Annotated in this window: 24 protein-coding genes and 4 tRNA genes; 23 read left to right on the forward strand and 5 right to left on the reverse strand. The window is 50.0% G+C overall.

Annotated elements, in window-relative coordinates:
• Nucleotides 1-59 precede the first annotated feature (59 nt).
• Entirely contained in the window at nt 60-3,092 is a 3,033-nt protein-coding gene (rne, locus tag BZG76_RS09885; RefSeq protein ID WP_077461324.1) for a ribonuclease E, read from the reverse strand.
• Nucleotides 3,093-3,811: 719 nt separating this feature from the next.
• Here rne and rluC point away from each other — a divergent pair.
• From rluC to BZG76_RS09905, 4 genes are all read left to right on the forward strand, one after another.
• Entirely contained in the window at nt 3,812-4,762 is a 951-nt protein-coding gene (gene rluC / locus BZG76_RS09890) for a 23S rRNA pseudouridine(955/2504/2580) synthase RluC (protein WP_077461210.1), read from the forward strand.
• 84 nt (nt 4,763-4,846) lie between these two features.
• Complete coding sequence (locus BZG76_RS09895) at nt 4,847-5,584, forward strand: HAD-IA family hydrolase (RefSeq protein WP_241824079.1); 738 nt, start codon at nt 4,847-4,849, stop codon at nt 5,582-5,584.
• A 76-nt stretch (nt 5,585-5,660) separates the two neighbouring features.
• Nucleotides 5,661-5,831 carry an acetyltransferase gene (locus tag BZG76_RS09900; protein ID WP_077461211.1) on the forward strand — a complete coding sequence of 57 codons (171 nt, stop codon included), beginning with the start codon at nt 5,661-5,663 and terminating at the stop codon, nt 5,829-5,831.
• The gene (locus BZG76_RS09905; protein WP_077461212.1) at nt 5,831-6,217 is read left to right on the forward strand and encodes a type II toxin-antitoxin system death-on-curing family toxin; all 387 of its coding nucleotides are present in this window, start codon (nt 5,831-5,833) and stop codon (nt 6,215-6,217) included. Before BZG76_RS09900 ends, BZG76_RS09905 begins: the two co-directional genes overlap by 1 nt.
• A 132-nt stretch (nt 6,218-6,349) precedes the next feature.
• Here BZG76_RS09905 and BZG76_RS09910 read toward each other — a convergent pair whose 3' ends face one another.
• Nucleotides 6,350-6,943, reverse strand: a complete 594-nt coding sequence (locus BZG76_RS09910) for a Maf family protein (protein WP_077461213.1) — start codon at nt 6,941-6,943, stop codon at nt 6,350-6,352.
• A gap of 204 nt (nt 6,944-7,147) precedes the next feature.
• Between BZG76_RS09910 and yceD the strand changes: the two genes are divergently transcribed.
• The 14 genes from yceD (at nt 7,148) to ptsG (ending at nt 19,707) form a co-directional block, all read left to right on the forward strand.
• Nucleotides 7,148-7,678, forward strand: a complete 531-nt coding sequence (gene yceD / locus BZG76_RS09915) for a 23S rRNA accumulation protein YceD (protein WP_077461214.1) — start codon at nt 7,148-7,150, stop codon at nt 7,676-7,678.
• A 5-nt stretch (nt 7,679-7,683) separates the two neighbouring features.
• Nucleotides 7,684-7,854, forward strand: a complete 171-nt coding sequence (rpmF, locus tag BZG76_RS09920) for a 50S ribosomal protein L32 (protein WP_021023155.1) — start codon at nt 7,684-7,686, stop codon at nt 7,852-7,854.
• A 9-nt stretch (nt 7,855-7,863) separates the two neighbouring features.
• On the forward strand, nt 7,864-8,886 hold the full coding sequence (gene plsX / locus BZG76_RS09925) for a phosphate acyltransferase PlsX (protein WP_077461215.1): 1,023 nt from the start codon (nt 7,864-7,866) through the stop codon (nt 8,884-8,886).
• Nucleotides 8,887-8,894: 8 nt separating this feature from the next.
• Complete coding sequence (locus BZG76_RS09930) at nt 8,895-9,854, forward strand: beta-ketoacyl-ACP synthase III (RefSeq protein WP_021023153.1); 960 nt, start codon at nt 8,895-8,897, stop codon at nt 9,852-9,854.
• A 17-nt stretch (nt 9,855-9,871) separates the two neighbouring features.
• Complete coding sequence (gene fabD / locus BZG76_RS09935; protein ID WP_077461216.1) at nt 9,872-10,798, forward strand: ACP S-malonyltransferase; 927 nt, start codon at nt 9,872-9,874, stop codon at nt 10,796-10,798.
• Nucleotides 10,799-10,870: 72 nt separating this feature from the next.
• Nucleotides 10,871-11,605, forward strand: a complete 735-nt coding sequence (fabG, locus tag BZG76_RS09940) for a 3-oxoacyl-ACP reductase FabG (protein WP_021023151.1) — start codon at nt 10,871-10,873, stop codon at nt 11,603-11,605.
• Nucleotides 11,606-11,762: 157 nt separating this feature from the next.
• Entirely contained in the window at nt 11,763-11,999 is a 237-nt protein-coding gene (gene acpP / locus BZG76_RS09945) for an acyl carrier protein (RefSeq protein ID WP_025673161.1), read from the forward strand.
• Between the two features lie 92 nt (nt 12,000-12,091).
• Complete coding sequence (gene fabF / locus BZG76_RS09950; protein WP_077461217.1) at nt 12,092-13,330, forward strand: beta-ketoacyl-ACP synthase II; 1,239 nt, start codon at nt 12,092-12,094, stop codon at nt 13,328-13,330.
• A 108-nt stretch (nt 13,331-13,438) separates the two neighbouring features.
• The gene (gene pabC / locus BZG76_RS09955) at nt 13,439-14,248 is read left to right on the forward strand and encodes an aminodeoxychorismate lyase (protein WP_077461218.1); all 810 of its coding nucleotides are present in this window, start codon (nt 13,439-13,441) and stop codon (nt 14,246-14,248) included.
• Nucleotides 14,242-15,258, forward strand: coding sequence for an endolytic transglycosylase MltG (mltG, locus tag BZG76_RS09960; RefSeq protein WP_274532500.1), 1,017 nt, complete (start codon nt 14,242-14,244; stop codon nt 15,256-15,258). The genes pabC and mltG overlap by 7 nt, the downstream gene beginning before the upstream one ends.
• Nucleotides 15,255-15,893 (forward strand): dTMP kinase, encoded by a 639-nt coding sequence (tmk, locus tag BZG76_RS09965; RefSeq protein ID WP_021023147.1) that lies wholly within the window; start codon nt 15,255-15,257, stop codon nt 15,891-15,893. The genes mltG and tmk overlap by 4 nt, the downstream gene beginning before the upstream one ends.
• A complete protein-coding gene (holB, locus tag BZG76_RS09970) occupies nt 15,890-16,882 on the forward strand; it encodes a DNA polymerase III subunit delta' (protein ID WP_077461220.1) in 993 nt (330 codons plus the stop codon). The genes tmk and holB overlap by 4 nt, the downstream gene beginning before the upstream one ends.
• 1 nt (nt 16,883) lies before the next feature.
• Entirely contained in the window at nt 16,884-17,663 is a 780-nt protein-coding gene (locus BZG76_RS09975; RefSeq protein WP_021023145.1) for a TatD family hydrolase, read from the forward strand.
• Nucleotides 17,664-18,276: 613 nt separating this feature from the next.
• Nucleotides 18,277-19,707 carry a PTS glucose transporter subunit IIBC gene (gene ptsG, locus BZG76_RS09985; RefSeq protein WP_077461222.1) on the forward strand — a complete coding sequence of 477 codons (1,431 nt, stop codon included), beginning with the start codon at nt 18,277-18,279 and terminating at the stop codon, nt 19,705-19,707.
• Between the two features lie 72 nt (nt 19,708-19,779).
• Here ptsG and BZG76_RS09990 read toward each other — a convergent pair whose 3' ends face one another.
• The 3 genes from BZG76_RS09990 to BZG76_RS10000 all read right to left on the reverse strand — a co-directional run bounded on the left by BZG76_RS09990 (nt 19,780) and on the right by BZG76_RS10000 (nt 22,521).
• On the reverse strand, nt 19,780-20,685 hold the full coding sequence (locus tag BZG76_RS09990; RefSeq protein WP_021023143.1) for a lysine exporter LysO family protein: 906 nt from the start codon (nt 20,683-20,685) through the stop codon (nt 19,780-19,782).
• A 181-nt stretch (nt 20,686-20,866) separates the two neighbouring features.
• Nucleotides 20,867-21,790: an HDOD domain-containing protein gene (locus BZG76_RS09995; RefSeq protein ID WP_077461223.1), complete on the reverse strand. Its 924-nt coding sequence runs from the start codon at nt 21,788-21,790 to the stop codon at nt 20,867-20,869.
• A gap of 125 nt (nt 21,791-21,915) precedes the next feature.
• The gene (locus BZG76_RS10000; RefSeq protein ID WP_077461224.1) at nt 21,916-22,521 is read right to left on the reverse strand and encodes an LON peptidase substrate-binding domain-containing protein; all 606 of its coding nucleotides are present in this window, start codon (nt 22,519-22,521) and stop codon (nt 21,916-21,918) included.
• 288 nt (nt 22,522-22,809) lie between these two features.
• On the opposite strand from BZG76_RS10000, the gene BZG76_RS10005 reads away from it, so the two are divergent.
• The 5 genes from BZG76_RS10005 (at nt 22,810) to BZG76_RS10025 (ending at nt 24,041) form a co-directional block, all read left to right on the forward strand.
• The gene (locus tag BZG76_RS10005) at nt 22,810-23,397 is read left to right on the forward strand and encodes a TfoX/Sxy family DNA transformation protein (RefSeq protein ID WP_077461225.1); all 588 of its coding nucleotides are present in this window, start codon (nt 22,810-22,812) and stop codon (nt 23,395-23,397) included.
• A 228-nt stretch (nt 23,398-23,625) separates the two neighbouring features.
• Nucleotides 23,626-23,699, forward strand: a tRNA-Cys gene (locus BZG76_RS10010).
• 26 nt (nt 23,700-23,725) lie between these two features.
• A tRNA-Met gene (locus BZG76_RS10015) sits at nt 23,726-23,802 on the forward strand.
• A gap of 35 nt (nt 23,803-23,837) precedes the next feature.
• A tRNA-Gly gene (locus BZG76_RS10020) sits at nt 23,838-23,913 on the forward strand.
• Nucleotides 23,914-23,954: 41 nt separating this feature from the next.
• A tRNA-Leu gene (locus BZG76_RS10025) sits at nt 23,955-24,041 on the forward strand.
• Nucleotides 24,042-24,055 lie beyond the last annotated feature (14 nt).

The following is a 24,055-nucleotide window of genomic DNA, read 5'->3' on the forward strand; positions in this document are numbered from 1 at the left end:
TCTAAAAAAAGGCCTCAGCATATGCCGAGGCCTTTGAAGAATGCCGTTAAGCCTAGCGATTAGTGCTGGGGCTTGGTCGCAGGCGCATACGCTGATGCACGAGCGCAGGCACTACCTGCTGCTTTGGCGTCTGCGTTTGGCGCGTTAAACGCGGCGATAGCCACAGGGCTGTGATCGACTGTCTCATTCGGTGCCGGCGCTTTCATCATCGGTGATGTTGCGCGGCGATATTGAATAGTGGCGGTCGGTGCATTGATTGCCACCTCGCGCTCAATCACTTTCTCGGTCACTAAATCGACGTTCGGATCATGCTCCGGTGTCGTGGCCGGTGCGGGTGAAACGGCTACTTGCGGTGTGGCTTCCACCTCAGGCGTCTGCACGGGCTGCACAACAGGCTTCTTCTCAGCCGCGGGTGTGCCTACAGAAGATGCAGGGCGGGTTGAGACGGGGGCCGCGTCAGCCGGTTTGCTTTGCATGATAATGACTTTACCCATCGCCATTTCAGGACGCGCCACACCACTCACAATACCACTCACAATCGGTTGATGGGTTTGGCGTTTATCTTGGCGACGGCGATCTTGCCTCACCTTGACCGGTTGCTCTACTGACCACACTTTGCCCATTGCCATTTCCGGTGAGGCCATGCCCGTGGTGAGCGGCATTGGGCTTTTCACTATTGGACGGCGACGACGACGCTGGCCACTGGCGCGAAGATGGCGAGGTGAGCGACGGTTACGACGCTTGTCCTGCTGGCCTTCTTTTTTGCCGTTTTCCGGTTGCTGTTTCGCTTGTTGGGCGACTTCGGCACCGACTTGATGCAAGTCTTTGCCTGGCTCGGCGGCAGTCTCGACCGGCGCGTGTGTCTCTACGATGTCTTTATTAATCCGCACGCTACGGTTTAGCTTACGACGTTGACGGCGCTGTTTAACCTGTTCGGTTTTTTCCGCCTTCTGATCGTTTGGCTTCTGACCTTTATTATCCGCTTTTTCAGCTTGCGGTTTCGCCGCTTTACTGTCGTCTTGTGGTTCGACCGCTGGTGCTTGCTCTGCGGTTTTCTTCGCTTTTTCGCTACGGTTATCGTTGCGAGGCTTCTTGCCTTTACGATTGGTGTCGCGACGTTCTTCTTGGGATTTATTCTGACGACGTTGCTTATTGTTACGACCGCGATCGTTACTGCTGTTATCGCTTTGCTCGTCTTGCGCATCGGGCTTATGGTTGCTAGCCGATGGGTTGCTTCGCGATGAGTTGCCACGCGATTGACTACCACGAGACTGATTGCGACGATTTTGTTGGTCGCGTGATGATTTCTGACCTTGTTCCTGGCTTGATGCTTCAGGCTTTTGTGTGGTTTGGTTCGTCGCCTCATCACTGGCAGGCGCGCTAAATAGCTTAGCAATAAACTGACCGACTTTTGCCAATAATCCCGGTGTTGTCGCTTTAACGGATGCCTCGGTCGACGCCGTTTGAGCTGGCGCACTTGGCGCTGGTGTTGCGGGTGCGGCAAAGCCTTGCAGAACAGGCTCTTCACGTTTTTTCGCTGGACGTGCTTGTTGTGGCTCTTCGCGTGCTTCTGCTTCTTTCAACGCGTCGATTTGACCGGGCAATTGATAAGACAGGTCAGCCATCTCTTCACCACCGCGCACACGAACCACATCAAAGTGCGGGGTCTGCATTTCGGCGTTTGGTACCACCACCACTTTGACATTGTGGTACTTCTCAATGTGCTGGACGGAGCGGCGTTTTTCGTTGAGCAGATAAGAGGCCACAGGGACAGGAACAATACCGAGTACTTGTGCGGTGTTTTCCTTCATTGCCTCTTCTTCCATCAAGCGAAGGATGGAAAGAGACAGTGACTCGTTATCACGAATGACGCCTGTGCCCTTACAGCGTGGGCAAATATGATGACTGGCTTCCGCCAATGAAGGGCTTAAGCGCTGACGCGACATTTCTAACAAGCCAAAGCGCGAGATGCGGCCGATTTGTACGCGAGCACGATCCATTCGTACCGAATCGCGGAGCATGTTTTCGACTTCGCGTTGATGACGTACTGGAGTCATGTCGATAAAGTCGATCACCACCAGGCCGCCCAAGTCACGCAAACGCAATTGGCGGGCAATTTCTTCTGCCGCTTCGACGTTGGTTTGGCGAGCTGTCTCTTCGATGTCGCTGCCTTTGGTGGCTCGGGCAGAGTTAATATCGATAGACGTCAGTGCCTCAGTCGGATCGATAACAATCGAACCACCGGATGGCAAGCGTACTTCGCGTTGGAAGGCCGATTCGATCTGGCTCTCGATTTGATAATGGCTAAAGAGTGGAACTTCGCCATCATAAAACTTAATGCGGCTGACAAAGTCAGGACGAACCAGCTTGATGTGTTCTTGCGCCCGTGTGAAGACTTTTTCGCTGTCGATCAAAATCTCGCCAATGTCGCGACGCAAGTAGTCACGGATTGCGCGCGCAATCACGTTACTTTCTTGATGGATAAGGAAAGGTGCAGGGTTTGCCGCTGCCGCTTCTTTCACCGCTTGCCAATGGTTAAGAAGCACTTTTAAATCCCACTCAAGCTCTTCGGCCGATTTGCCGACCCCAGCCGTGCGGACAATCAGCCCCATGCCCTGTGGTAGCTCGAGGCCCGACATGGCTTCTTTCAGCTGGCTGCGTTCTTCGCCTTCGATACGGCGAGAGATACCGCCTGCACGCGGGTTATTTGGCATCAGAACCAGATAACTACCGGCTAAAGAAACAAAGGTGGTCAGTGCCGCACCTTTATTACCGCGTTCCTCTTTGTCTACTTGGACAATAACTTCCTGGCCTTCTTTCACCACATCTTTGATGTTGGGACGGCCTTGATAGCTGTAACCGGAAGGGAAGTATTCGCGGGCGATTTCTTTGAGCGGGAGGAAACCGTGTCTGTCTGCGCCGTAATCAACAAATGCCGCTTCCAAGCTGGGTTCAATACGGGTGATGCGTCCTTTGTAAATGTTAGCTTTTTTCGATTCATGGCCAGGGCTTTCGATATCGAGATCGTATAACCGTTGACCGTCAACCAATGCGACGCGCAACTCTTCTTTCTGAGTTGCGTTAATCAACATTCTTTTCATCTGATTTTTCTCATTTATTTATCGTTGTTATTAGCGGTTGATGACGAGAGCAGTCGCCAATGCTGCCTGACCCCAAGTCTGATATGATGCAGCCTCCCGGCTGGAGAAAATCAGGGGTGCGCTCGGGCAAGTTTTAATCGGCCAGCTGCAACGGTTTTTATGGCTCACCGGATTACACAGTTGGCGTCCGCCGTTTTTTACCGATGGCGGAGAGCTCTGACACTGACTCACTGCCTCGTGTCAACACACTAACGGGTGCTTTGGGTTTACGTCTTACGCCAATTGCCGCGTAACGCCTTAAAAGCATTCGGAATTATGGTGCTATTGCGGGATTAACCGCATGACGGTTACCGACTGCTCGATTCGCAACCGCACCGCTCGCGTTTTTATACCCCGAGCGCCACGTGTTTGCCAAGCGCGATATCTCTATCGCAGGCGATAAACCGTGTGTCAGCTAAGCGTTTGCTTTTCTGACTAACGCCGCAACTATAGCAGGGAGACCAGAGTCCAGCAATCGGCTTTATTGGCTTATGTTGCCTTGATAGAAAAACCCAGTGAATATGGCGTTTTTTTGCACGATTGCCCGGCAGGAAGAGAGCGGAACTCAACGGATTTTGCCGCGATTTTGCGGCATAGCTATCACGTGATTTAACGGCTTTAGCACGCTCAACAGGTGCATGTCAGCACACTTAGAGGTAGAATAATAAGTTATGACAGAACAAAAATCTCAAGTGCGATTTATCGACATCGATGATGATATCGCCGGCCAACGTATTGACAATTTTTTGCGAAATCAGCTGAAAAATGTCCCGAAAAGTATGATTTATCGCGTGCTTCGTAAAGGCGAAGTGCGAGTTAACAAAAAACGGATAAAACCGGAATATAAACTCCAACCGGGAGATGTGGTGCGCGTGCCACCTATTCGTCTTCCCGACAAAGATGAAAAAGCCGCACCCAGCACCAAGTTAGACAAAGTAGCAGCGCTTGAACATTGTATTTTGCACGAAGACGATCATCTGTTAGTGCTTAATAAGCCATCGGGGACCGCGGTGCACGGAGGCAGTGGATTGCAATTCGGTGCCATTGAGGCCATGCGCGCATTGCGGCCTAAGGCGCGTTTTTTAGAGCTGGTTCATCGGATCGACCGTGACACCTCAGGGATTTTATTGATTGCGAAAAAACGCTCGGCACTGCGACATTTACAGGCGCAGTTTCGAGAAAAGACGGTGCAAAAAGAGTATTACGCGTTAGTCATGGGCAAATGGCCAGCCAAACAGCGCAAAGTCACCGCACCGCTATTAAAAAATGAGGTGAATAGCATTGTGCGTGTTAACCCTAAGGGGAAACCGTCTGAAACGCGTTTTAAAGTGATTGAAAGCTTTGCTGACGCTACCTTGGTGCAGGCTAGTCCTGTGACGGGACGAACGCATCAAATACGGGTACACGCGCAGTATGTCGGGCATCCTTTAGCGTGGGATGATCGCTATGGTGATCCGCGCTTTGATGCATACACCCGGTCAGTCGGGCTGGATCGCTTGTTCCTTCATGCTGCCAATATCCGTTTTATGCATCCGGGGAATGAAGACACCATGACGCTCAGCGCGCCGATGGAGCCCAAGCTTGAGCGTGCCCTTGAAGGGCTACGGGCGAAAAACGCATAATTTTTTCCGTATTCCCAGATCGTCAATACGCAGTATTTTGTCGCTGCGTCTTGCAACAGTAAGTGTTGAGTACACGAGGTAAAAATGCACATTGAACCACCGACCACTGTTGATTGTGATGCGGCGTCAAATATGGCAATAAGAAAGCCGCATCCTGCCATTGCCTCTTATTCGTTACTGATTTTTGATTGGGACGGTACGGTGATGGATTCCATTGGGCGGATTGTGTCTAGCCTTGATAGGGCAGCACGTTTAACCGGTCAGTTGCCAGTGTTACCGCCTGAACGCTTGCAAGCCATGATCGGTTTAAGTCTGGAAAAGGGCTATCAATTACTCTATCCCGGCGCTGATCCGGCTTGGTATCCGAGCTGGATTGCGCATTATCGTCAGCAATTTGTCCACGATAATCCGACACCGTGCCAGCTTTTTTCTGGCGTCAAAGACACATTAGTGGCATTAAAAGCACAAGGCTTTCAATTAGCGGTTGCGACCGGAAAATCACGAGCAGGCTTAGATCGAGCTATGGCAGAGACAGGCACGCAGGATTTATTTGTTGCGACGCGTTGCGCGGATGAAACGGCATCTAAACCTGACCCACAAATGCTAGACGAAGTGTTGGCGCAAACGGGTATCGCGCGCGAGAAAGCGATTATGATCGGTGATACGGGCCATGACATGCAGTTAGCCGTCAATGCGGATATGGCACGGTTGGCTGTTACCTGGGGCGTTGAAGATCACGCTAGCCTAACGACCTTTGGTCCCGTTGCTGTATTGGACAGCCTCACCGCATTGATAGATCACGCGCCGGTTACAACCGGCTAAATCTTAAATCGGCTTCTTGCGGTCCCCCATGTTATCGGCGATTATTGAGTAATAGATTGTATAGGAAGTAAAAGGCATGAATAGAAAACTAGAGGCCTATGGTGTTGGTGCAATACAGAGGCCAAAAATCAAAGCCAAGAAAAGTCTTGATTTATCGGGTGTTTTAGGACGTCAGATTGTCAAGTCAGAAACCAAGCTGGCTTTACGAACACACTCTAATACCTTTAAAAAGCTCGCTGATATGTAATGGATATTATTAGCTTTCCCTTTGAACGTGTCATTGAGATAAATGCGCTAATTCTGGATTCAGGCCCTGGGATGAAAGGTGCTATTGATTTAGGAAAACTGCAAGGAGCATTGAGTCGCATTGATAACGCTATTATTTACGATGGGCTTGATGATGTGTTCGAGATAGCAGCAAAATACACAGCCTGTATCGCTGTAGCTCACGCGCTTCCCGATGCCAATAAGCGTACTGGTTTAGCGGTTGCACTGGAGTATCTATCGCTCAATGACTTTGAACTAACGCATGACAATTCACTTCTCGCTGACGCTGTGCGAGATCTTGTCATAGGCGAAATTAATGAGCTTGATTTTGCAGACATTTTATACGCACAGTATGCTGGCGTATAAACTAGCTTGACTAGCTTGACTAGCTTGACTAGCTTGGTTTTTCGTCATACATGCGATCTTGTGGTAAATCTTTCTGCCTTTTTAGAAAGCAAGTTGTATCGAGATCTGCTCGATACACGCCATTGCTGCAACTTAGATAACCCTAATCCTTTCTTTCTCTAACATCTCGCGTAGCCGAATCAGTGGCAGCCCCACTAATGTATTGGGATCGCGGCCATGCATGGCGTTAAAGAGGGCAATCCCTAAGCCTTCGCATTTAAAGCTGCCCGCGCAATCTAGCGGTTGCTCGATATCGATGTAGCGGACAATCTCCTGCTCGGTGAGCTCACGGAAATCGACATGAAAAGGTTCAACGTCCGATTGATGCTCACCGGTTTCACTATTAATCACCGCCAGCCCCGTGTAAAAGGTCACTTTCTTGCCGCTGGCGCGCTTTAACTGCTCAATGGCGACGTCTCGCTCATGCGGCTTGCCTAAGACTTCCTCGTCAATCACACACACTTGGTCAGAGCCTATAATGATGGCGTTATCGAACAGCGGCATCCCGGCCATCGCTTTTTCGAGTGCGAGCCGTTCCACTAAGTCAGTGGCGCGTTCGTTCTCGAGTCGACTTTCGTCAATGGCAGGTGAAAAAGTCGAAAAGGGGAGGGCGAACTTTTTTAAGAGGGCCTGGCGGTAGGGGGAGCTTGATGCCAGCACAATTTTTGGCGGTTGTGTGGTATGCATGACCGTTCCTTTTTTAAGCGCGCCAGTGTGTCTAAACGACTCGCGCGTGATCGATTTTTGTTAATTGTTCGCACTCAGTCTAACCTGAAAAGATAACTTGCGCGATGTCGGCAAACCGGCCGAGTGGCTATCGAGCCTAAACAGCGACGCGTAGGTAACATTTTCTTTGACTCCAGCGCATTTGGAGGCTAATATTCGCGCCCTATGCAGAAGGTAAAGCTACCGCTGACGGTTGATCCGTTCCGTTGCGCCCAAAAGCAACTCGACTACGATGGTATTGTAGACAAGTCGCGATTGTTGCGCCTCGGTGAGGCAACCCAAAGCATCGATAGTGATGCAGAGGTCATGCTTTCATTCGACATTGATGCCCAAGGTTTGAAAATTGTAACGGGTCGAGCAGCCGTTTCAGTGAGTCTTGAGTGCCAACGTTGTTGGGGGCCGTTCTCGTATCGCTATGAAACTGAATTCGTTTATAGCCCGGTTTTCAATGAAGACCAGGTGGGCAATTTACTGGATGCTTATGAGCCGGCATTAGTCGACGAAAACGGTGAGATTGATCTGATTCAATTGGTCGAAGACGAGTTGATTGTGGCCTTGCCACAAGTCGCCATGCACGAAGATACAGACTGCAAAGTCAGTACGGACAACATGGTGTTCGGGGAAATCCCACTTGCTGATGAGCGTCCAAATCCGTTTGCCGCACTAAAAAACTTAAAGCAAAGTAACGAGGAGTAGGGTCAATGGCCGTACAAAAGAACCGTAAAACCCGTTCTAAGCGTGGTATGCGTCGTTCACACGATGCACTGGGTACTCAAGCTGTATCTGTAGACAAAACCAGCGGTGAAACTCACCTGCGTCACAATGTGACTGCAGACGGTTTCTACCGTGGCCGCAAGGTTATCAACAAGTAAGGTTGACCCTTGACTAGGCTAACCATTGCACTCGATGCGATGGGCGGGGATTTTGGTCCCCAAGTCACAGTGCCTGCCTCCGTGCAGGCATTGTCGCGTTTTGCGGACCTAAAAGTGATGCTAGTGGGCGATGAATCTCGCATCCAAGCGTCGCTTCGTCAACTTAATGCCCAGCATCACCCCCGACTATCCATCGTCCATGCCCCGGACGTAATCCCTAATGATATGCGCCCGTCTACCGCATTGCGACGTAGCGCCGAGACCTCCATGCGTGTCGCGCTTGAAAGCGTCGCCAGTGGTGAGGCGGATGCGTGTGTCAGTGCCGGCAATACCGGTGCTTTGATGGCGTTGTCCAAATACCTTCTGAAATTATTACCCGGTATCGATCGGCCGGCGCTAGTGACTGCGCTGCCCGGAGCCAATCATCAACGTAAATGGTTGCTTGATTTAGGGGCGAATGTGGCCTGTGACGCGGATACGCTCTTCCAGTTTGCGGTGATGGGGGCGGTGTTAGCCGAAGCAGAGCTTGGCCGTACGCCAAAGGTTGGCTTATTAAATATCGGTGAAGAGGCGATCAAAGGGAATGACTGGGTGCGTCGTTGTGCTGACTTGCTTTTGCATAGCCCATCGGTGCATTACACGGGTTATGTCGAAGGCGACCAGATTTACACCGGTGAAACGGATGTGATTGTCTGTGATGGTTTTGTTGGCAATGTCGCATTAAAAACCAGCGAAGGCGTCGCCCGTTTGATCACTGATAAGGTGAAAGCGCACCTTAATCCTCATCCTATCAAGCGCTGGATCGCGAAATGGCTATTTTCTGAGCTTTTAAATCAACTCCAACAGCTGAAACCCGACCAGTACAACGGCGCAAGTTTGCTAGGATTGCGCAGCATCGTTGTAAAAAGCCACGGACGCGCAGATATCGCCGCTTACGAAAACGCTATTTTTGAAGCGGTGCACGAGGTCGAACGGCAAATCCCAACTAAGATAAGTGACCGTTTAGAGGCAGTTCTTCTCGAGAGGCATTAGTAGTCTTCATGTATAGTAAGATTTTGGGCACAGGCAGCTATTTGCCTGAACAGGTTCGCACCAATGCTGACCTTGAACAGATGGTAGACACCAGTGACGAGTGGATTGTGACCCGTACGGGGATCAAAGAACGTCGCATTGCTGCACCGACAGACACCGTTGCCTCAATGGCTTATCAAGCCGGCGTACAGGCGATTGAAATGGCCGCCATCGACAAACATGATATCGATCTCATTATTGTTGCCACGACCAGTGGTGAACGTGCGTTTCCAGCCGCTGCCTGTGATGTGCAAGCGATGTTGGGGATACAAGGTTGTCCCGCGTTTGATATTGCCGCTGCATGCTCTGGTTTTGTGTATGCGTTGAGTGTGGCCGATCAATACGTTAAAAATGGGTTGGCAAAACATGCCCTCGTGATTGGTGCCGATCGCCTCTCGCACACCTGCGATCCCGCGGATCGGTCTACCGTTATTTTGTTTGGCGATGGTGCGGGAGCAGTCGTGCTTTCGGCCGATGAGCAAGATGGTATTTTGTCCACCCATTTAAAAGCGGATGGAAAATTTGGTGAGCTTTTGAAACTGAAGTATCCCGATCGGGGCCAATCCCATGTATCGGATGAAGCCTGGCTCTATATGGCCGGCAATGAAGTGTTCAAAGTGGCGGTAACGCAGCTGGCGAATATTGTCACGGAAACCCTTCAGGCGAACCAAATCGAAAAATCAGACATTGATTGGTTAGTTCCTCATCAGGCGAACTACCGAATTATTAAAGCGACCGCGAAAAAACTCGCGATGTCGATGGATCAAGTGGTGTTGACCCTAGACCGTCATGGCAACACATCAGCGGCTTCTGTACCGACTGCGTTTGATGAAGCGGTGCGTGATGGACGCATTCAACGTGGTCAAACGGTATTGCTCGAAGCATTTGGTGGCGGTTTTGCATGGGGTTCTGCACTGGTCAGGTTCTAAACTAATAGGAAACGAATATGACTCAAACAGCGATCGTATTTCCGGGCCAAGGCTCGCAAGCCGTGGGTATGCTCGGTGAGTTAGCTGAACAATATGGTGTGGTTCAGCAGACGTTTGCAGAGGCCTCTGAGGTGCTTGGCTATGATCTGTGGGCGTTGGTTCAACAAGGTCCTGAGGCAGATTTGAATGAAACCCACCGCACTCAGCCTGCTTTGTTGGCGGCATCAGTGTCGATTTGGCGGGTCTGGCAATCGCAAGGTGGTGTAACGCCTTCGGTACTCGCGGGTCATAGCTTGGGTGAGTACTCAGCTTTGGTCTGTGCAGGGGTATTGGACTTTAAAGCAGCCATTAAGCTTGTCGAGTTACGTGGCCAATTGATGCAAGAAGCCGTCCCTGCAGGCGTCGGTGCGATGTCAGCGATTATTGGTCTCGACAATGACGCTATCGCAACGGCGTGCGAACAAGCCGCTCAAGATCAGGTTGTTTCGCCGGTTAACTTCAACTCGCCCGGTCAAGTCGTGATTGCTGGGAATAAAGACGCGGTTGAACGCGCCAATATACTGTGCAAAGAAGCGGGCGCTAAGCGGGCGCTACCGTTGCCGGTATCCGTGCCGTCACACTGTGCATTGATGAAACCTGCTGCTGAAAAATTAGCGCAAGCACTTGAATCTGTCACGTTTAATGTGCCTGTCATTCCTGTGATCAATAATGCCGACGTGGCGACACCAACGGACCCAGCCGCCATTAAAGAAGCACTGGTGCGCCAGTTGCATAGCCCAGTGCGCTGGACGGAAACCGTTGAGCGTATGGCGACTGAAGACGTTGAGCAGCTGCTCGAGTTTGGGCCAGGTAAAGTCCTAACGGGATTGACCAAACGCATCAACAAATCATTGAGCAGTGCGGCTGTTAACGATAGCGCCAGCTTGGCGGCGGCAACAGCCTAAGTATGACTGTGCGGTAATAGTATTCTGTGACTGCCGGCCGATGTCGGCAGAATCAATTAAAAGGGTAACCGAATGAAACTAGACGGAAAAGTAGCACTGGTGACAGGTGCGAGCCGAGGTATTGGCCGAGCAACGGCAGAGCTTTTGGCTGAGCGCGGTGCAACAGTGATCGGGACGGCAACCAGTGAAAACGGTGCCGCAGCGATCAGCGACTACCTCGGTGAAAACGGTAAAGGGTTGGCCCTGAATGTCACATCATCGGATTCAGTGGCGGACGTTTTAGCCACGATCAAAAAAGAATTTGGTGATGTTGATATTCTGGTTAACAACGCGGGTATCACTCGTGATAACCTATTGATGCGTATGAAAGACGATGAGTGGCAAGATATCATCGATACCAACTTGACGTCGATTTTCCGTTTATCAAAGGCAGTCTTGCGTGCGATGATGAAAAAACGCTGCGGCCGAATCATCAATATCGGCTCTGTCGTCGGTGTGATGGGGAATGCGGGACAAGCCAACTATGCTGCGGCAAAAGCAGGTGTCATTGGTTTTACTAAATCCATGGCACGTGAAGTGGCTGCGCGTGGCATTACCGTTAACACCGTTGCGCCTGGGTTTATTGAAACCGATATGACGAAGGCCCTCAGTGATGATCAGCGTGCAGCAACCTTGGCACAAGTGCCCGCGGGACGTTTAGGCGATCCTAAAGAGATTGCTGCGACGGTCGCTTTTTTAGCATCAGACGATGCCGCATACATGACGGGCGAGACCTTGCACGTTAACGGCGGCATGTACATGATTTGATCGAGACCGTTGCAATCTGGAATGACACACGTCAAACTCCGATTGATTTGTCCCCAAATCGTGGTTTGACCAGCCGTGGAGGTCTTGCAACTTCCACATTAATGAATAAACTACAGCACATATCGCATCTGCGAATCTTGTAAGGACTAGTATTAATATGAGCAACATCGAAGAACGCGTAAAGAAAATCATCATTGAGCAACTAGGTGTCGACGAAGCAGAAGTGAAAAACGAAGCTTCATTTGTAGACGACTTGGGCGCGGACTCTCTGGATACCGTTGAGCTGGTAATGGCTCTTGAAGAGGAATTCGATACAGAGATTCCAGATGAAGAAGCAGAAAAGATCACGACTGTACAAGCCGCTATCGACTACGTAGTCGGCGCTTCAGCGTAATCTCAGAATCCTACCAGGCGGTCTCCTTGACCGCCTGTGTTTTTTTTACTCTACTCTACAATCCAAATTAATATTCTCCGGAGAATATCATCGTGTCTAAGCGTCGTGTTGTTGTGACTGGCATGGGTATGTTATCACCCGTCGGTAACTCAGTTGAGTCCTCATGGAAAGCTCTGCTAGCCGGGCAAAGCGGTATCTCCGCCATTGAGCATTTTGATGCCAGCGCCTTTGCTACTCAATTTGCCGGCATGGTTAAAGACTTCAACTGTGAAGACTACATGTCGAAAAAAGATGCACGAAAAATGGACTTGTTCATTCAATACGGCATCGCGGCCAGTGTTCAAGCCATTCAAGACTCCGGACTGCAAGTTGACGACCACAATGCGCACCGTATTGGTGTTGCAATCGGATCGGGCATTGGTGGCCTTGGTTTAATTGAACAGAACCACCGTGCATTTGTGGAGAAGGGTCCACGTAAAATTAGCCCTTTCTTTGTGCCATCAACCATCGTCAATATGATTGCCGGTCACGTATCGATTAACTATGGCATGCGCGGTCCAAATATCTCGATTTCAACCGCGTGTACCACCGGCCTACACAATATTGGCCATGCGGCGCGTATGATTGCGTTTGGTGATGCCGATGCCATGGTGGCAGGCGGCGCCGAAAAAGCCTCGACAGAGCTGGGTATCGGTGGTTTTGCTGCAGCGAAAGCGCTGTCGACCCGCAACGATGATCCTCAAGCGGCCTCGCGTCCTTGGGATAAAGATCGTGATGGTTTTGTCCTTGGCGACGGTGCCGGTGTGATGGTGCTTGAAGAATATGAACACGCTAAAGCTCGCGGGGCGACGATTTATTGTGAGCTCGTCGGCTTTGGTATGAGTGGTGATGCGTATCATATGACATCACCCAGTGAAGACGGCTCTGGCGCGGCACTGGCGATGGAAGCGGCCATTCGTGATGCAGGCATCACGCCTGAGCAAATTGGTTACATCAATGCCCATGGCACCTCAACCCCGGCGGGTGATGTGGCCGAGAGTAAGGCCGTGCGCCGTGCGATGGGGGCAGCCGCGGATAGCGTTTTGGTGTCTTCGACCAAATCAATGACAGGACACCTTCTTGGCGCGGCAGGCTCGGTAGAGTCGATCATTACCGCGATGTCATTGATTGACCAAATTGTACCGCCGACGATTAACCTTGATAATGCTGATGAAGGGTGCGATCTCGATTATGTGCCACATCATGCGCGTGATGTAAAAATGGATTATGCGCTGTGTAACTCATTCGGCTTTGGTGGCACCAACGGCTCTTTGATCTTCAAAAAAATCTAATGACACGCGCAGTGAGCGCTACGTGATGAGAGATTTTGATTGAGAGATTTTGATATAATAACGGTCCGATTTGTCGGGCCGTTTTTATTGGTGAGGTGGCAAGGAATCATGTACTGGGTTAATGGACAGCTTAGCACCGAGATTGCGGTGTCCGATCGGGGCTTACAATTTGGTGATGGCTGTTTTACCACAGGTCATGTGTATTCCAAGGTGTTGCTCGATCGCGATGCACATCTTCTTCGCCTCCAGGGTACCTGTCAGCGTTTAGCCATTGCAGACGTTGACTGGCCCCTATTAGCGCACACCCTCGATTTGGTCTGTCAACAGGCTCAAGGTGAGCAGGTTCTGAAAGTGATCATCACCCGTGGTCAAGGTGGGCGTGGCTATAGCCCCCAAGGGTGCACGGCACCGACGGTTATCGTTAGTCTGCATCCTTTTCCCTCCCATTACCACCAGTGGCAGCAACAGGGGATCTCGCTGGCAACCACGTCCATTCAATTGGGCGCCTCACCGTTGGCGGGATTAAAGCACTTAAATCGGCTCGAACAAGTGTTACTCAAACAGGCACTCTCTGACACCACAGCCGATGACCTGGTGGTAAGCGATATGTTTGGCCATGTAGTGGAAACCTCAGCTGCCAATGTTTTTTGGCGTAGTGGCCCAGTGGTTTATACGCCGGCGCTACAGTATGCCGGTGTGGCTGGATTGATGCGCGATAAAGTGATGGCTGTGCTAGAGGGCGTCGGGGATGTTCAATGCCATACGGTGAGCACCGATGAGACGGCGCTTTACCAGGCCGATGAAGTCTTTATCTGCAACACCTTAATGAAAGTGGTGCCGGTCACGGCAATCAACGACACACCATTTAACACACATACCCTGACTCGGGTGTTACAACAGAGGTTAAACGCGTGCTAAAAAAGCGACTTTTAGGGGGGATCAGCGCGATAATGGCGTTGGTTGTGCTGGCCGCCGCAGTGGTAATATGGCAGACGAAAGCATTCGTTGCGACGCCCTTATCGATTCAATCTCCTCAATTATTCACTGTGCCGGCTGGTGCGCACTATCAACGCGTTATAAGGCAATTTGAAGTCAAAGGTTGGGTGGCATCAAGTATCTGGGCCAAGTTTGCTCCTCATCTGTATCCTGAGTTAACCCGCGTTCAAGCGGGGACATTTCAATTTCAACCTGGGCAAACGCTCGCGCAAGCGTTCACCACCCTCCGATCAGGACAGCAGTATCAGGCATCAATCACTTTTGTCGAAGGGAGCACGTTCGCACAGTGGCGTGCGCAGTTGCAATCAGCACCGCACTTAGATCATACACTAGAGGGTGTCAGTGAAGCGGTCATTGCCGATAAGCTCGGGGTATCACGTGATCAGTTAGAAGGACTATTACTGCCTGAAACCTATGCGTACGACGTGAATGATACGGATATTGACCTGTTACAGCGTGCCGTGCGCGCCATGGAGGCCACACTCGAGAAAGCATGGCAACACCGTGCCGACGACTTGCCTATTAAAACGCCCTATGAGTTATTGATCTTAGCCTCTATCATCGAAAAAGAGACAGCCGTTGCCAGTGAGCGTGAAAATGTGGCCTCTGTATTTGTTAACCGGTTGCGCAAAGGCATGCGCTTGCAAACGGACCCCACGGTCATTTATGGCATGGGAGAGCAATATGATGGCAATATCCGTAAGCGCGATTTGCGTACGCCGACACCCTATAATACCTATGTGATTAATGGGTTGCCGCCTACGCCCATTGCGATGCCAGGTAAAGCGTCGATCATGGCTGCCGCGCAACCGGCACATACTGATTATTACTACTTTGTCGCGACAGGCAAAGGGGGCCATCAATTTTCCACGACATTGGCCGAACACAATCGAGCTGTGCGTGATTACCTAAAAGTGTTGAGAAATCAATGAACAATCATTTTATCGTCGTAGAAGGCCTTGAAGGGGCGGGTAAGAGTACCGCCATTAGTCAAGTGAAGCAGGTACTCCACGATGCCGGCATTCATGATGTGATCACTACGCGTGAGCCAGGTGGGACGCCACTTGCGGAGCAGTTACGAACCTTGGTAAAACAAGGCCATCCTGAGGAGCCTTTAACAGATAAAGCCGAGTTATTAATGCTATACGCGGCTCGTGTTCAACTGGTTGAAAACGTGATCAAACCAGCGTTGGCAAAAGGGCAGTGGGTGATTGGCGATCGTCATGATATGTCTTCCCAAGCGTATCAAGGCGGTGGACGCGGGATGGATACTGCACTAATGGAAAGCTTAAAAGCGACTGTCCTCGGTGACTTTGCTCCCGCCTTGACGCTATATATGGATATTGATCCTGAAATGGGGTTGGCGCGTGCCCGTGGACGCGGTGAGCTCGATCGGATTGAGCAAATGCAGATCGACTTTTTTGAGCGCACTCGCGCGCGTTATTTGGCGTTAGCGCACCAGGATCCGAGTGTGGTGATTATCGATGCCAGTCAACCGCTTGAGGTGGTGACCGCCAGCATTAAAACGGCGTTATCGACGTGGCTTAAGCAACTTAAAACGTTATGAGTGAGTCAGTCGTCGCGCACCATCCCGCCCCGCACGTGTTTCCTTGGTTTAATACGGTATGGACGCACTGGCAGCAACTGTTAGTGACCGCACGCTTTCCGCATGCCGTATTACTGGCTGCCCCTCCGGGAAGCGGTCGGCGCGCAATGGCCAGTCATTTGGCCAAGGTGCGTTTGTGCAAGCAGCAGGCCGACCAAGCATGTGGGTGTTGTCATAGTTGCCAGTTATTTGATGCCGGTAATCACCCTGATATGCACTGGTTGATGCCTGAAAAACCTGGTAAGCAGATAGGTATTGATGCGGTGCGTAAGGTGCAACGTCAAGCGATGGAAACGTCACAGCTAGGCGGTGCCCGTTTTATCGTGATTGAGCGCGTTGAAAACCTCGGTGAGGCCGCGGCTAACGCACTATTAAAATCATTAGAGGAGCCGCCAGAAGGATGTTACTTCGTGTTGCTAACCGCGTCACTTGATAGCTTGTTAGCGACGATTATCAGTCGATGCAGCGTCTGGAAAGCGCCACAGCCGGATAACGAAACCGCGAAGCATTGGATTGAGCAAGCGTTGAAGCGCACGGTTCCTGATCATGCGGTCACGCTTTACCGCGGTGCGCCATTGGCAGCACGTGATTTTGTTGAATCTGGAGGACTCGAACATCATCATGCGGTGATCAATGGCTTCGCGACCTACGTAAAAAGCCGTACTGGCTTATTTGACACGTCAGAGGTGTTGGTCGCACACTATCCCGCCTCACTGGACTGGCTGAGCCACTTTCTACTTGATGTGCTCAAATGGCGACAAGGCGCAAAACACGCTATTTTGCATCGCCATCATCACGCCTTGGTGGCTGAGGTGGCGAATGTGATGGCGACTCAGCACGTCCATACGCAATTGCGACAATTACATCAACTGCAGCGTCAGCTGCAAACGCATACTGGGCTAAATACCGAATTGGTACTTAGCCAATGGCTATTATCGATTGGAGAATAACGTGTTAATAGACTCTCACTGCCATCTCGACAAACTGGACTATGATTCGCTGCACCAGAATGTGGAAGATGTTCTGGATAAAGCACAGGCAAGGGGTGTCGATTATTTTCTCTCTGTTGGCGTTACATTGGATAGTTTCCCGGCGATGCTAGACATGATCCGCCCTTATCCTCATGTTTTTGCCTCGTGTGGTGTTCACCCCTTAGATATAGAAAATGGGTTTGACTATCAGCAACTGAAAGCCCTGGCCGCGGATGAGCGCGTGGTCGCGATCGGGGAAACTGGGTTGGATTATCACTACCAACCGGAACTGGCCGAGCAGCAACAAGCGATTTTCCGTCAGCATGTCCGTCTCGCCGTCGAGCTAAATAAGCCCCTGATTATTCATACCCGTGCCGCGCGAGAGGATACCTTGACGATTTTGCGCGAGGAAGGCGCTGAGCGTGTAGGCGGTGTGCTACACTGCTTTACAGAGAGCTATGAAATGGCAGAAGCGGCGATTGAGCTAGGCTTCTACATTTCGATTTCTGGCATCGTTACTTTTAATAAAGCGACGGAGCTAAAGGATGTGGTGCGGCGTTTGCCGCTTGAACGATTGCTGGTCGAAACGGATTCGCCCTATTTGGCTCCGGTGCCGCATCGTGGCAAGCAAAACCAACCGGCTTACGTGAAAGAGGTCGCCGAATACGTGGCGATGTTAAAAGGTGAGTCTGTTGAAACGGTGTGTGATATCACTAGCCGGAACTTTTTTGCGCTTTTTTCGAGTGCGAATCCGCAATAATCCACGTCGCCCGATTGTTCAATCGGGCTTTTTTCCTACCTGAATGTACCCATGAATGATAACGACAAAAAGCGCGGCTTTTTATCGCTATAAAGCGCGTCGTTTTGATGATGATCTGGCTATACTGTCGTCAATAATCGGTTGTTTTTTCCTCAGGTTGTTGCTTTGCACTGAATGCGGCTCGAAATTTGATCTGGCGCAATTTAATCATAACTACATGGAAAATAGAGAAAAAATGGCTATTGTAACGTTTATCGTGTGCATGAGATTTTTCGTTACATGAAATAACTTTTGAGGTTTTTAAGTCGCTGTTTTTTTATGCGGTCTTTTTATCCGTCGTCAGTGTAAAAAGTTATTTTTAATCATTATCTTACGTTTATTTTTGTTGTTTTTGTCACCCGTTCTGTTTGTGATCTATATTTACTTTTTAATCAGTAAAGTCGTTACGGATAGGCAAGGTACTGATTCCCCCCTTATAGTTTGGGTGAGTTCAATAATCACAAATCGTTTGTTCTCTGGGCACCTGTTGTATCGTGTGACCTCTTGCGGGGGGAATCGAAAGGTCTGTCTTTAGAGACACAATTGTTAAACGTCCTTGTTAGGAGCAAGAACTATGTCAAAAAACCTCTTTGCTAATCTGCAAAAAGTCGGTAAGGCGCTGATGCTTCCAGTATCTGTGCTACCGGTTGCAGGTATACTATTAGGTGTTGGTGCGGCCAACTTTAGCTGGATGCCAGACATCATTTCTCACATGATGGAACAAGCGGGTGGCTCGGTGTTTGGTCAAATGGCCTTGCTGTTCGCGGTAGGTGTGGCACTTGGCTTCACCAATAACGACGGTGTATCGGGCCTATCTGCGATTGTCGGTTACGGCATCATGGTGGCTACGCTGGATGTGATGGCACCGGTTATGGGTGTAGATACGATCAAGACAGGTGTGCTTGGTGGTATTCTCGCTGGTGGTGTTGCTGCGTGGACGTTTAATCGCTTCTACACGATTCAGCTGCCAGACTATCTCGGCTTCTTTGCCGGTAAACGCTCTGTGCCTATTATCACCGGCTTTATTTCGATTGCTCTGGGTGTGATCCTGTCTGTGATCTGGCCGCCAATCGGTGGTGCGATCGCTACCTTCTCTCACTGGGCCGCAGAGCAAAACCCTGTTACCGCCTTTGGTATCTACGGTGTAGTAGAGCGTGCATTGATCCCATTTGGTCTGCACCACATCTGGAACGTGCCTTTCTTCTATGAAGCAGGTAGCTGTGTTAACAACGCCGGTGAGCAAGTCAACGGTATCATGACGTGTTTCTTGACCGCTAACGACGTAACGCGTGAAGCAGGTAACGGCTTTGGTCAGTTAGCCGGTGGTTACTTGTTCAAAATGTTCGGTCTACCCGCCGCTGCGTTTGCTATCGCTCACTCAGCGAAGCCAGAGAACCGTGCCAAAATCATGGGTATCATGGCATCGGCCGCTCTGACGTCGTTCCTGACCGGTATCACTGAACCCATTGAGTTCTCGTTCCTGTTCATCGCACCGGTACTTTACGGTATTCACGCCATCATGGCGGGTGCTGCTTATGTGCTGACGAACGCACTGGGTGTGGTTCACGGTCATACCTTCTCGAACGGTTTCATTGACTTTATCGTACAGATGCCACGTGCTGAAAACGTGACTACTCTGGTACTACTTGGTCTTGGTTATGGTGTGCTGTATTACATTGTCTTCCGCGTGGTGATTCGCGCCCTTGACCTGAAAACCCCAGGTCGTGAAGACGAAGCCGTGGCGGATGTATCGACAGCGACAGGCTCTGAACTAGCGGGTGACTTGGTCGCAGCTTTCGGTGGTAAAGACAACATTACTGCTTTAGACGCATGTATCACACGTCTGCGCGTCTCTGTGGCGGATACTGACATTGTTGACGAAGCGAAGTTGAAGCAGCTTGGCGCAGCGGGTGTTGTAAAAGTATCAGGTGGTGTACAAGCTATCTTTGGTACTAAGTCAGACAACCTACGAACTGAAATGGACAACTGGATGCGCGCGCAATAAGCGCTACCATTATCCATTTTGCAAAAGGGGTAGCCGGGTGCTACCCCTTTTTTGATCCAACTGGCTGGGTGATTAACCGCCTAAAGAAAGAAAAAAGAGCATAAGGACGGGAACCAGGAGGCTGAGAATAAACCCGCTGACAATGGCAATCGGCACACAGCGGATACCCCCGGTGCTTTGAATGATTGGCAGAGTAAAGTCCATCGCGGTTGCGCCGCCGTAGCCAATGGCGGTAAGTGGATAGCGACGAATCAATATTGGAATCATCATAATCGCTACAAGCTCGCGTCCCAACTCGAGAATAAACGAGGCGCCACCATAGACAGGGCCTAAGCCATCGCCCATTAAAATGCCGGCTAAAGAATACCAGCCAAACCCAGAGGCCATCGCTAAACCATGGTGATAAGGAATACCCAACCACCAAGCTGCCAGTAACCCCCCAGGTAAAGACGTTGCCACCACCAGTGCGGCAATCATCAAACCACGCTTATTGAGGATGATTTGTTTTAGCGTCATGCCGCTATTGCGTAGCTGGATGCCAATCAGTAATAGCAACAATAACAAAATACCTTCACTGGCGGCGTCGACCCAAGAGAGATCTTGTTGCCACAGTAGACCAACGATTAAACCTGTGGCGACCGCGCCGATCAGTTTTCCAGATTCAGACATCATGCCACGTAACGTCAGCTTATATTGGTGGCCTTGCGTTTGTGTCGGCATCCATTTATCGAGAATCGGCAGCGCTAAAAGGTTAGCGGCGCCAATACAAATGAAGAAAGTGGCGGCAAAATGCAAAATGGTGGAGATATGTTGGCCGAGGTTGTCTAAGCCCGCGAGGCTAAGCCCCATTAACACCAGGATAACCATGACCAATCGCATCGTCAGCGTATTCACGGTATGAACATGGCGGGGCTGCTTGAGTGGGATCAAGTAGCCAACGATAAGTGGCGCGAAGATAAATAACATCCCTGAAAACATTAGATGATGCTCGGTGTTAAGAAAGGGACTTCGAGGTTATCAATCAGTTAATAGGCAGGTCAATAAAATCAGACCAGAGTGACTTGCGCCTTCAACATCAGAGCCACTCTAGTTACTTGCTAGCGGAGGGAGTATGCAGCGGGTTTAGTATGAGACGTTTGCATCAAACGTTTGCATCCTACTAGATGCTCGTGGCGTCGATAACACGGTTGAGTTGACGTGAAAACTCGCGATCATCCAGATTGGAGAGTTCGTATAACGCCTCGGCGCCTGGCGCAGTCATTTCTACTTCATGCTCTTCAATCGCGTCATCGTGGTTGCGAAACATCAATAAGTGGTTCGCCATTCTTGCCACATCAAGATAGGTGATATCAGGACGCGGTTTGGTGTAAAGCTTGTTATTGATAGCCACTTCAATAAAATCGCGATCGAATGCCCATTGCTTCAGGACTAACCGGCTACAATCGCCGGCGAGCGCAAAAAAGACTTGCTCGGCAATATCAAATTGAAGGTAGTGACCTTCATGAATAAAGCGCTGGAATTCACCAATCACACTGTATAAACCGATGTCGGCCAGTAAACCGACAATCAGTGCTTTTTCTGGTTCGACCGATAGCGGCTCATCACAATAATGTCTGATAGTTTGGGTCACTAACGCCATTGCCGCGGCAAATTCACGCGACTTCTGTGCACTTTGCTTCAAAAGCGCGTTGCAGTCGCGAGAAAACGTCGCATCGCTTTTCAATTGGTGAATGGCCGCTGCGGTAATAATACCTAAAACACGGTCGACCCCTAGACGTGAAACGGCGGTTTGAACATCTTTGCATTGTCCAGTTGCCCTAGGCGCAAAAAGGGCGGAATTTGCCGCTTTGAGTACCGCGCCGCACAAGCTAGGATCTTCCATCAACAAGTTAGCAATATCCCGCATCGTGGTTTCAGGCTGCTTGCTGGCGTGCTGTATGGACAGAATGGCGTCCGGTAAAGGGGGAAGAGAGAGGCGGTTAACGCGAACGGTTTCGACAGCGCGTTTATAAAATTCGGTCTCGAGGGAGCGCAAATATTTATCGCGATCCGGTGAGACCCAGAAAAATGACAGATGATCCATAAGTCCCGATAGTGTTTGTCACCAGACGGCATGGTAATGCGGCCAAAAGCAAAATAGAACCGCCTTTGATCGAATCAGTGCGCCTGATGGCGTCTTTGGTGATGGTTTAAACAGCAAACTCGCGCCTATTCAGGGTCGGTAAGCGGATAACGCAATAGTTTATCAATAAATTCGGCAACGAATAAGGCGTTAGGCTGTGAAAGTAACAATTGTTTTTGCTTAACTTCAATGGGAAGCAGCTCTAACCAGCGTAAACAGACCCAACCTATGTCGTCATATTGGGTCAGCTGAAAATGGTCATGCAACCCAGGATTGGAACGGTAGTATTGTTTTAGCTTGTCACTCAGATAGTGATAGGGCTCAGGAACGGTTTGACGTCGCCATATCGGCAACGGAGTATGCCGTGCCAAGTCAATATCCCTTTCTCCTCGTTCGATAGCCTCCACCTTGACACTTTCAATGCCCTGTAATGTCAGTGCGATCTGCTGGGGATCATGGCGATTAAAATCAGCCACTTGGCAAAGTGTCACAATCGGGGAAATCGTGGAAGGACGCGGAGTCGACGGAGCCTGAGGGCTGATTTCGTCCATATCTATCATGGCCACAAGTAATCGCGGTGGCTCGCCTGCTTGTGGGAGTGCGTCTAAGTAGAAAGCCTCAGACACAATATACGTGTTTACGCCACCTGGTAATAAATGATTGGTTTCAATCAGCAAAGGGTGTATCGACATACCGGCTCCCTACTCATGACTGGCTTACTTCTAATTTAGCGCACTGTAGTGCAATGGATAAAGCTTTCTTAATTGAAGACTTTTTTAAGCTGATGAAAATACCTGTCATAAATGCGACATATTCCACAATATGAAAGTGGTCTTTATGGGGATGAGTGATCAAATGCATAGTATTTCATATCAATTTGATGCACTCTTCTTTGCGCAAATAAACATGCAAAATAATTAATTTATCAGTCAAAAATGCTATTGCCATTATTAATCACTTGCTAATAGGAGGAGCCCTTGATGAAAAAGCAATTAAAAACCCAAGTGACATGTTTTTTAAACACTTTCGGCGAGATGGAGCAGCGCTCAATGTTTGGTGGTACTGGGTTTTTCCATCAGGATGCGATGTTTGCGCTACTCACCGATAAGCGATTTTATCTGCGTGGTGGCGGCATAGTAACTGATGCGTTGGTTGATAAAGGGTGCAAAAAGTTTGTTCACGTGAAGAAAAGCTCGTCTGCGGTTGTGAATTATTATGATGTGACCGCACTCTTTATTGAGGACGATGTTGAACTGGCGGTGTTGGTTAAGGCGTCGCGCGATCATGCGCTGAATGATAGAGCATATAAAGCTGGGGGACATCACCGTCGTTTGCGCGATCTCCCTAACCTGCGTTTGACGATAGAGCGGATGTTGAAAAAGTCGGGGGTAGAAGATATTTCCACATTTTACAGCATGGCGCCGGAAGAGATTTTTCGTCGTTTGCAAGTGACGCATGGTAACGATCTTGATTTATGTTTGCTTTGGAAATTGGCAGGGGCGCAACAAGGCCGGCATTGGAAACTGATTGAAGAAGATGAACGTGAGCGCCTGTTATCTGCTGTTTGATCTCCTTTTTAAGGCGCGCGTGCCGATCTGCGGATCGGCGACTTTTTTATTGCGGTACTTTCATCGTGTTTATCTTCATGTTTCGGACGAATTGTGATCAATAAAAGGGTGTTAATGCGATGTTTGGATAAATAATCGACGGTTAAACCTAAAAACGATAATTTGTACGTGACAGCCAGAAAAACTTATGTAGAATTCAAACCACTTAGCCGAGAGGTGAAGCGCGAAGGCGCGTTGGCAGAGTGGCTATGCAGCGGATTGCAAATCCGTGGACCTCGGTTCGACTCCGGGACGCGCCTCCATAGAACTCTGGCTAGTACAAAACGGACGCGGGATGGAGCAGTTTGGTAGCTCGTCGGGCTCATAACCCGAAGGTCGGTGGTTCAAATCCGCCTCCCGCAACCAATTTTCTAAGCGCTTTTAAGCGCTTGATTGAATAAGCGACATTAGCTCAGCTGGTAGAGCGCGACCTTGCCAAGGTCGAGGTCACGAGTTCGAACCTCGTATGTCGCTCCAAATTAAAAACAGTGGCGTAAGCGGCTGAAAAAAAATTGCGTGCCCTGGTGGTGGAATTGGTAGACACAAGGGATTTAAAATCCCTCGACGTTCGCGTTGTGCCGGTTCAAGTCCGGCCCGGGGCACCATTACAAAGTAAAAC

The organism is Salinivibrio sp. AR647, from assembly GCF_001995415.1.
In the GTDB taxonomy this organism is placed as follows: Bacteria; Pseudomonadota; Gammaproteobacteria; order Enterobacterales; family Vibrionaceae; genus Salinivibrio; species Salinivibrio costicola.

Excerpts from the sequence above, each read along its gene's own strand:
- ptsG (WP_077461222.1), top strand. The coding sequence starts at position 18,277 with ATGTCAAAAAACCTCTTTGCTAATCTGCAAAAAGTCGGTAAGGCGCTG.
- BZG76_RS09895 (WP_241824079.1), top strand. The coding sequence starts at position 4,847 with ATGCACATTGAACCACCGACCACTGTTGATTGTGATGCGGCGTCAAAT.
- BZG76_RS10000 (WP_077461224.1), bottom strand. The coding sequence starts at position 22,521 with ATGTCGATACACCCTTTGCTGATTGAAACCAATCATTTATTACCAGGT.
- holB (WP_077461220.1), top strand. The coding sequence starts at position 15,890 with ATGAGTGAGTCAGTCGTCGCGCACCATCCCGCCCCGCACGTGTTTCCT.
- BZG76_RS09995 (WP_077461223.1), bottom strand. The coding sequence starts at position 21,790 with ATGGATCATCTGTCATTTTTCTGGGTCTCACCGGATCGCGATAAATAT.
- BZG76_RS09910 (WP_077461213.1), bottom strand. The coding sequence starts at position 6,943 with ATGCATACCACACAACCGCCAAAAATTGTGCTGGCATCAAGCTCCCCC.
- fabD (WP_077461216.1), top strand. The coding sequence starts at position 9,872 with ATGACTCAAACAGCGATCGTATTTCCGGGCCAAGGCTCGCAAGCCGTG.
- rne (WP_077461324.1), bottom strand. The coding sequence starts at position 3,092 with ATGTTGATTAACGCAACTCAGAAAGAAGAGTTGCGCGTCGCATTGGTT.
- rpmF (WP_021023155.1), top strand. The coding sequence starts at position 7,684 with ATGGCCGTACAAAAGAACCGTAAAACCCGTTCTAAGCGTGGTATGCGT.
- fabG (WP_021023151.1), top strand. The coding sequence starts at position 10,871 with ATGAAACTAGACGGAAAAGTAGCACTGGTGACAGGTGCGAGCCGAGGT.
- acpP (WP_025673161.1), top strand. The coding sequence starts at position 11,763 with ATGAGCAACATCGAAGAACGCGTAAAGAAAATCATCATTGAGCAACTA.
- BZG76_RS09900 (WP_077461211.1), top strand. The coding sequence starts at position 5,661 with ATGAATAGAAAACTAGAGGCCTATGGTGTTGGTGCAATACAGAGGCCA.
- rluC (WP_077461210.1), top strand. The coding sequence starts at position 3,812 with ATGACAGAACAAAAATCTCAAGTGCGATTTATCGACATCGATGATGAT.
- BZG76_RS09990 (WP_021023143.1), bottom strand. The coding sequence starts at position 20,685 with ATGTTTTCAGGGATGTTATTTATCTTCGCGCCACTTATCGTTGGCTAC.
- BZG76_RS09930 (WP_021023153.1), top strand. The coding sequence starts at position 8,895 with ATGTATAGTAAGATTTTGGGCACAGGCAGCTATTTGCCTGAACAGGTT.
- tmk (WP_021023147.1), top strand. The coding sequence starts at position 15,255 with ATGAACAATCATTTTATCGTCGTAGAAGGCCTTGAAGGGGCGGGTAAG.
- BZG76_RS10005 (WP_077461225.1), top strand. The coding sequence starts at position 22,810 with ATGAAAAAGCAATTAAAAACCCAAGTGACATGTTTTTTAAACACTTTC.
- yceD (WP_077461214.1), top strand. The coding sequence starts at position 7,148 with ATGCAGAAGGTAAAGCTACCGCTGACGGTTGATCCGTTCCGTTGCGCC.
- BZG76_RS09905 (WP_077461212.1), top strand. The coding sequence starts at position 5,831 with ATGGATATTATTAGCTTTCCCTTTGAACGTGTCATTGAGATAAATGCG.
- pabC (WP_077461218.1), top strand. The coding sequence starts at position 13,439 with ATGTACTGGGTTAATGGACAGCTTAGCACCGAGATTGCGGTGTCCGAT.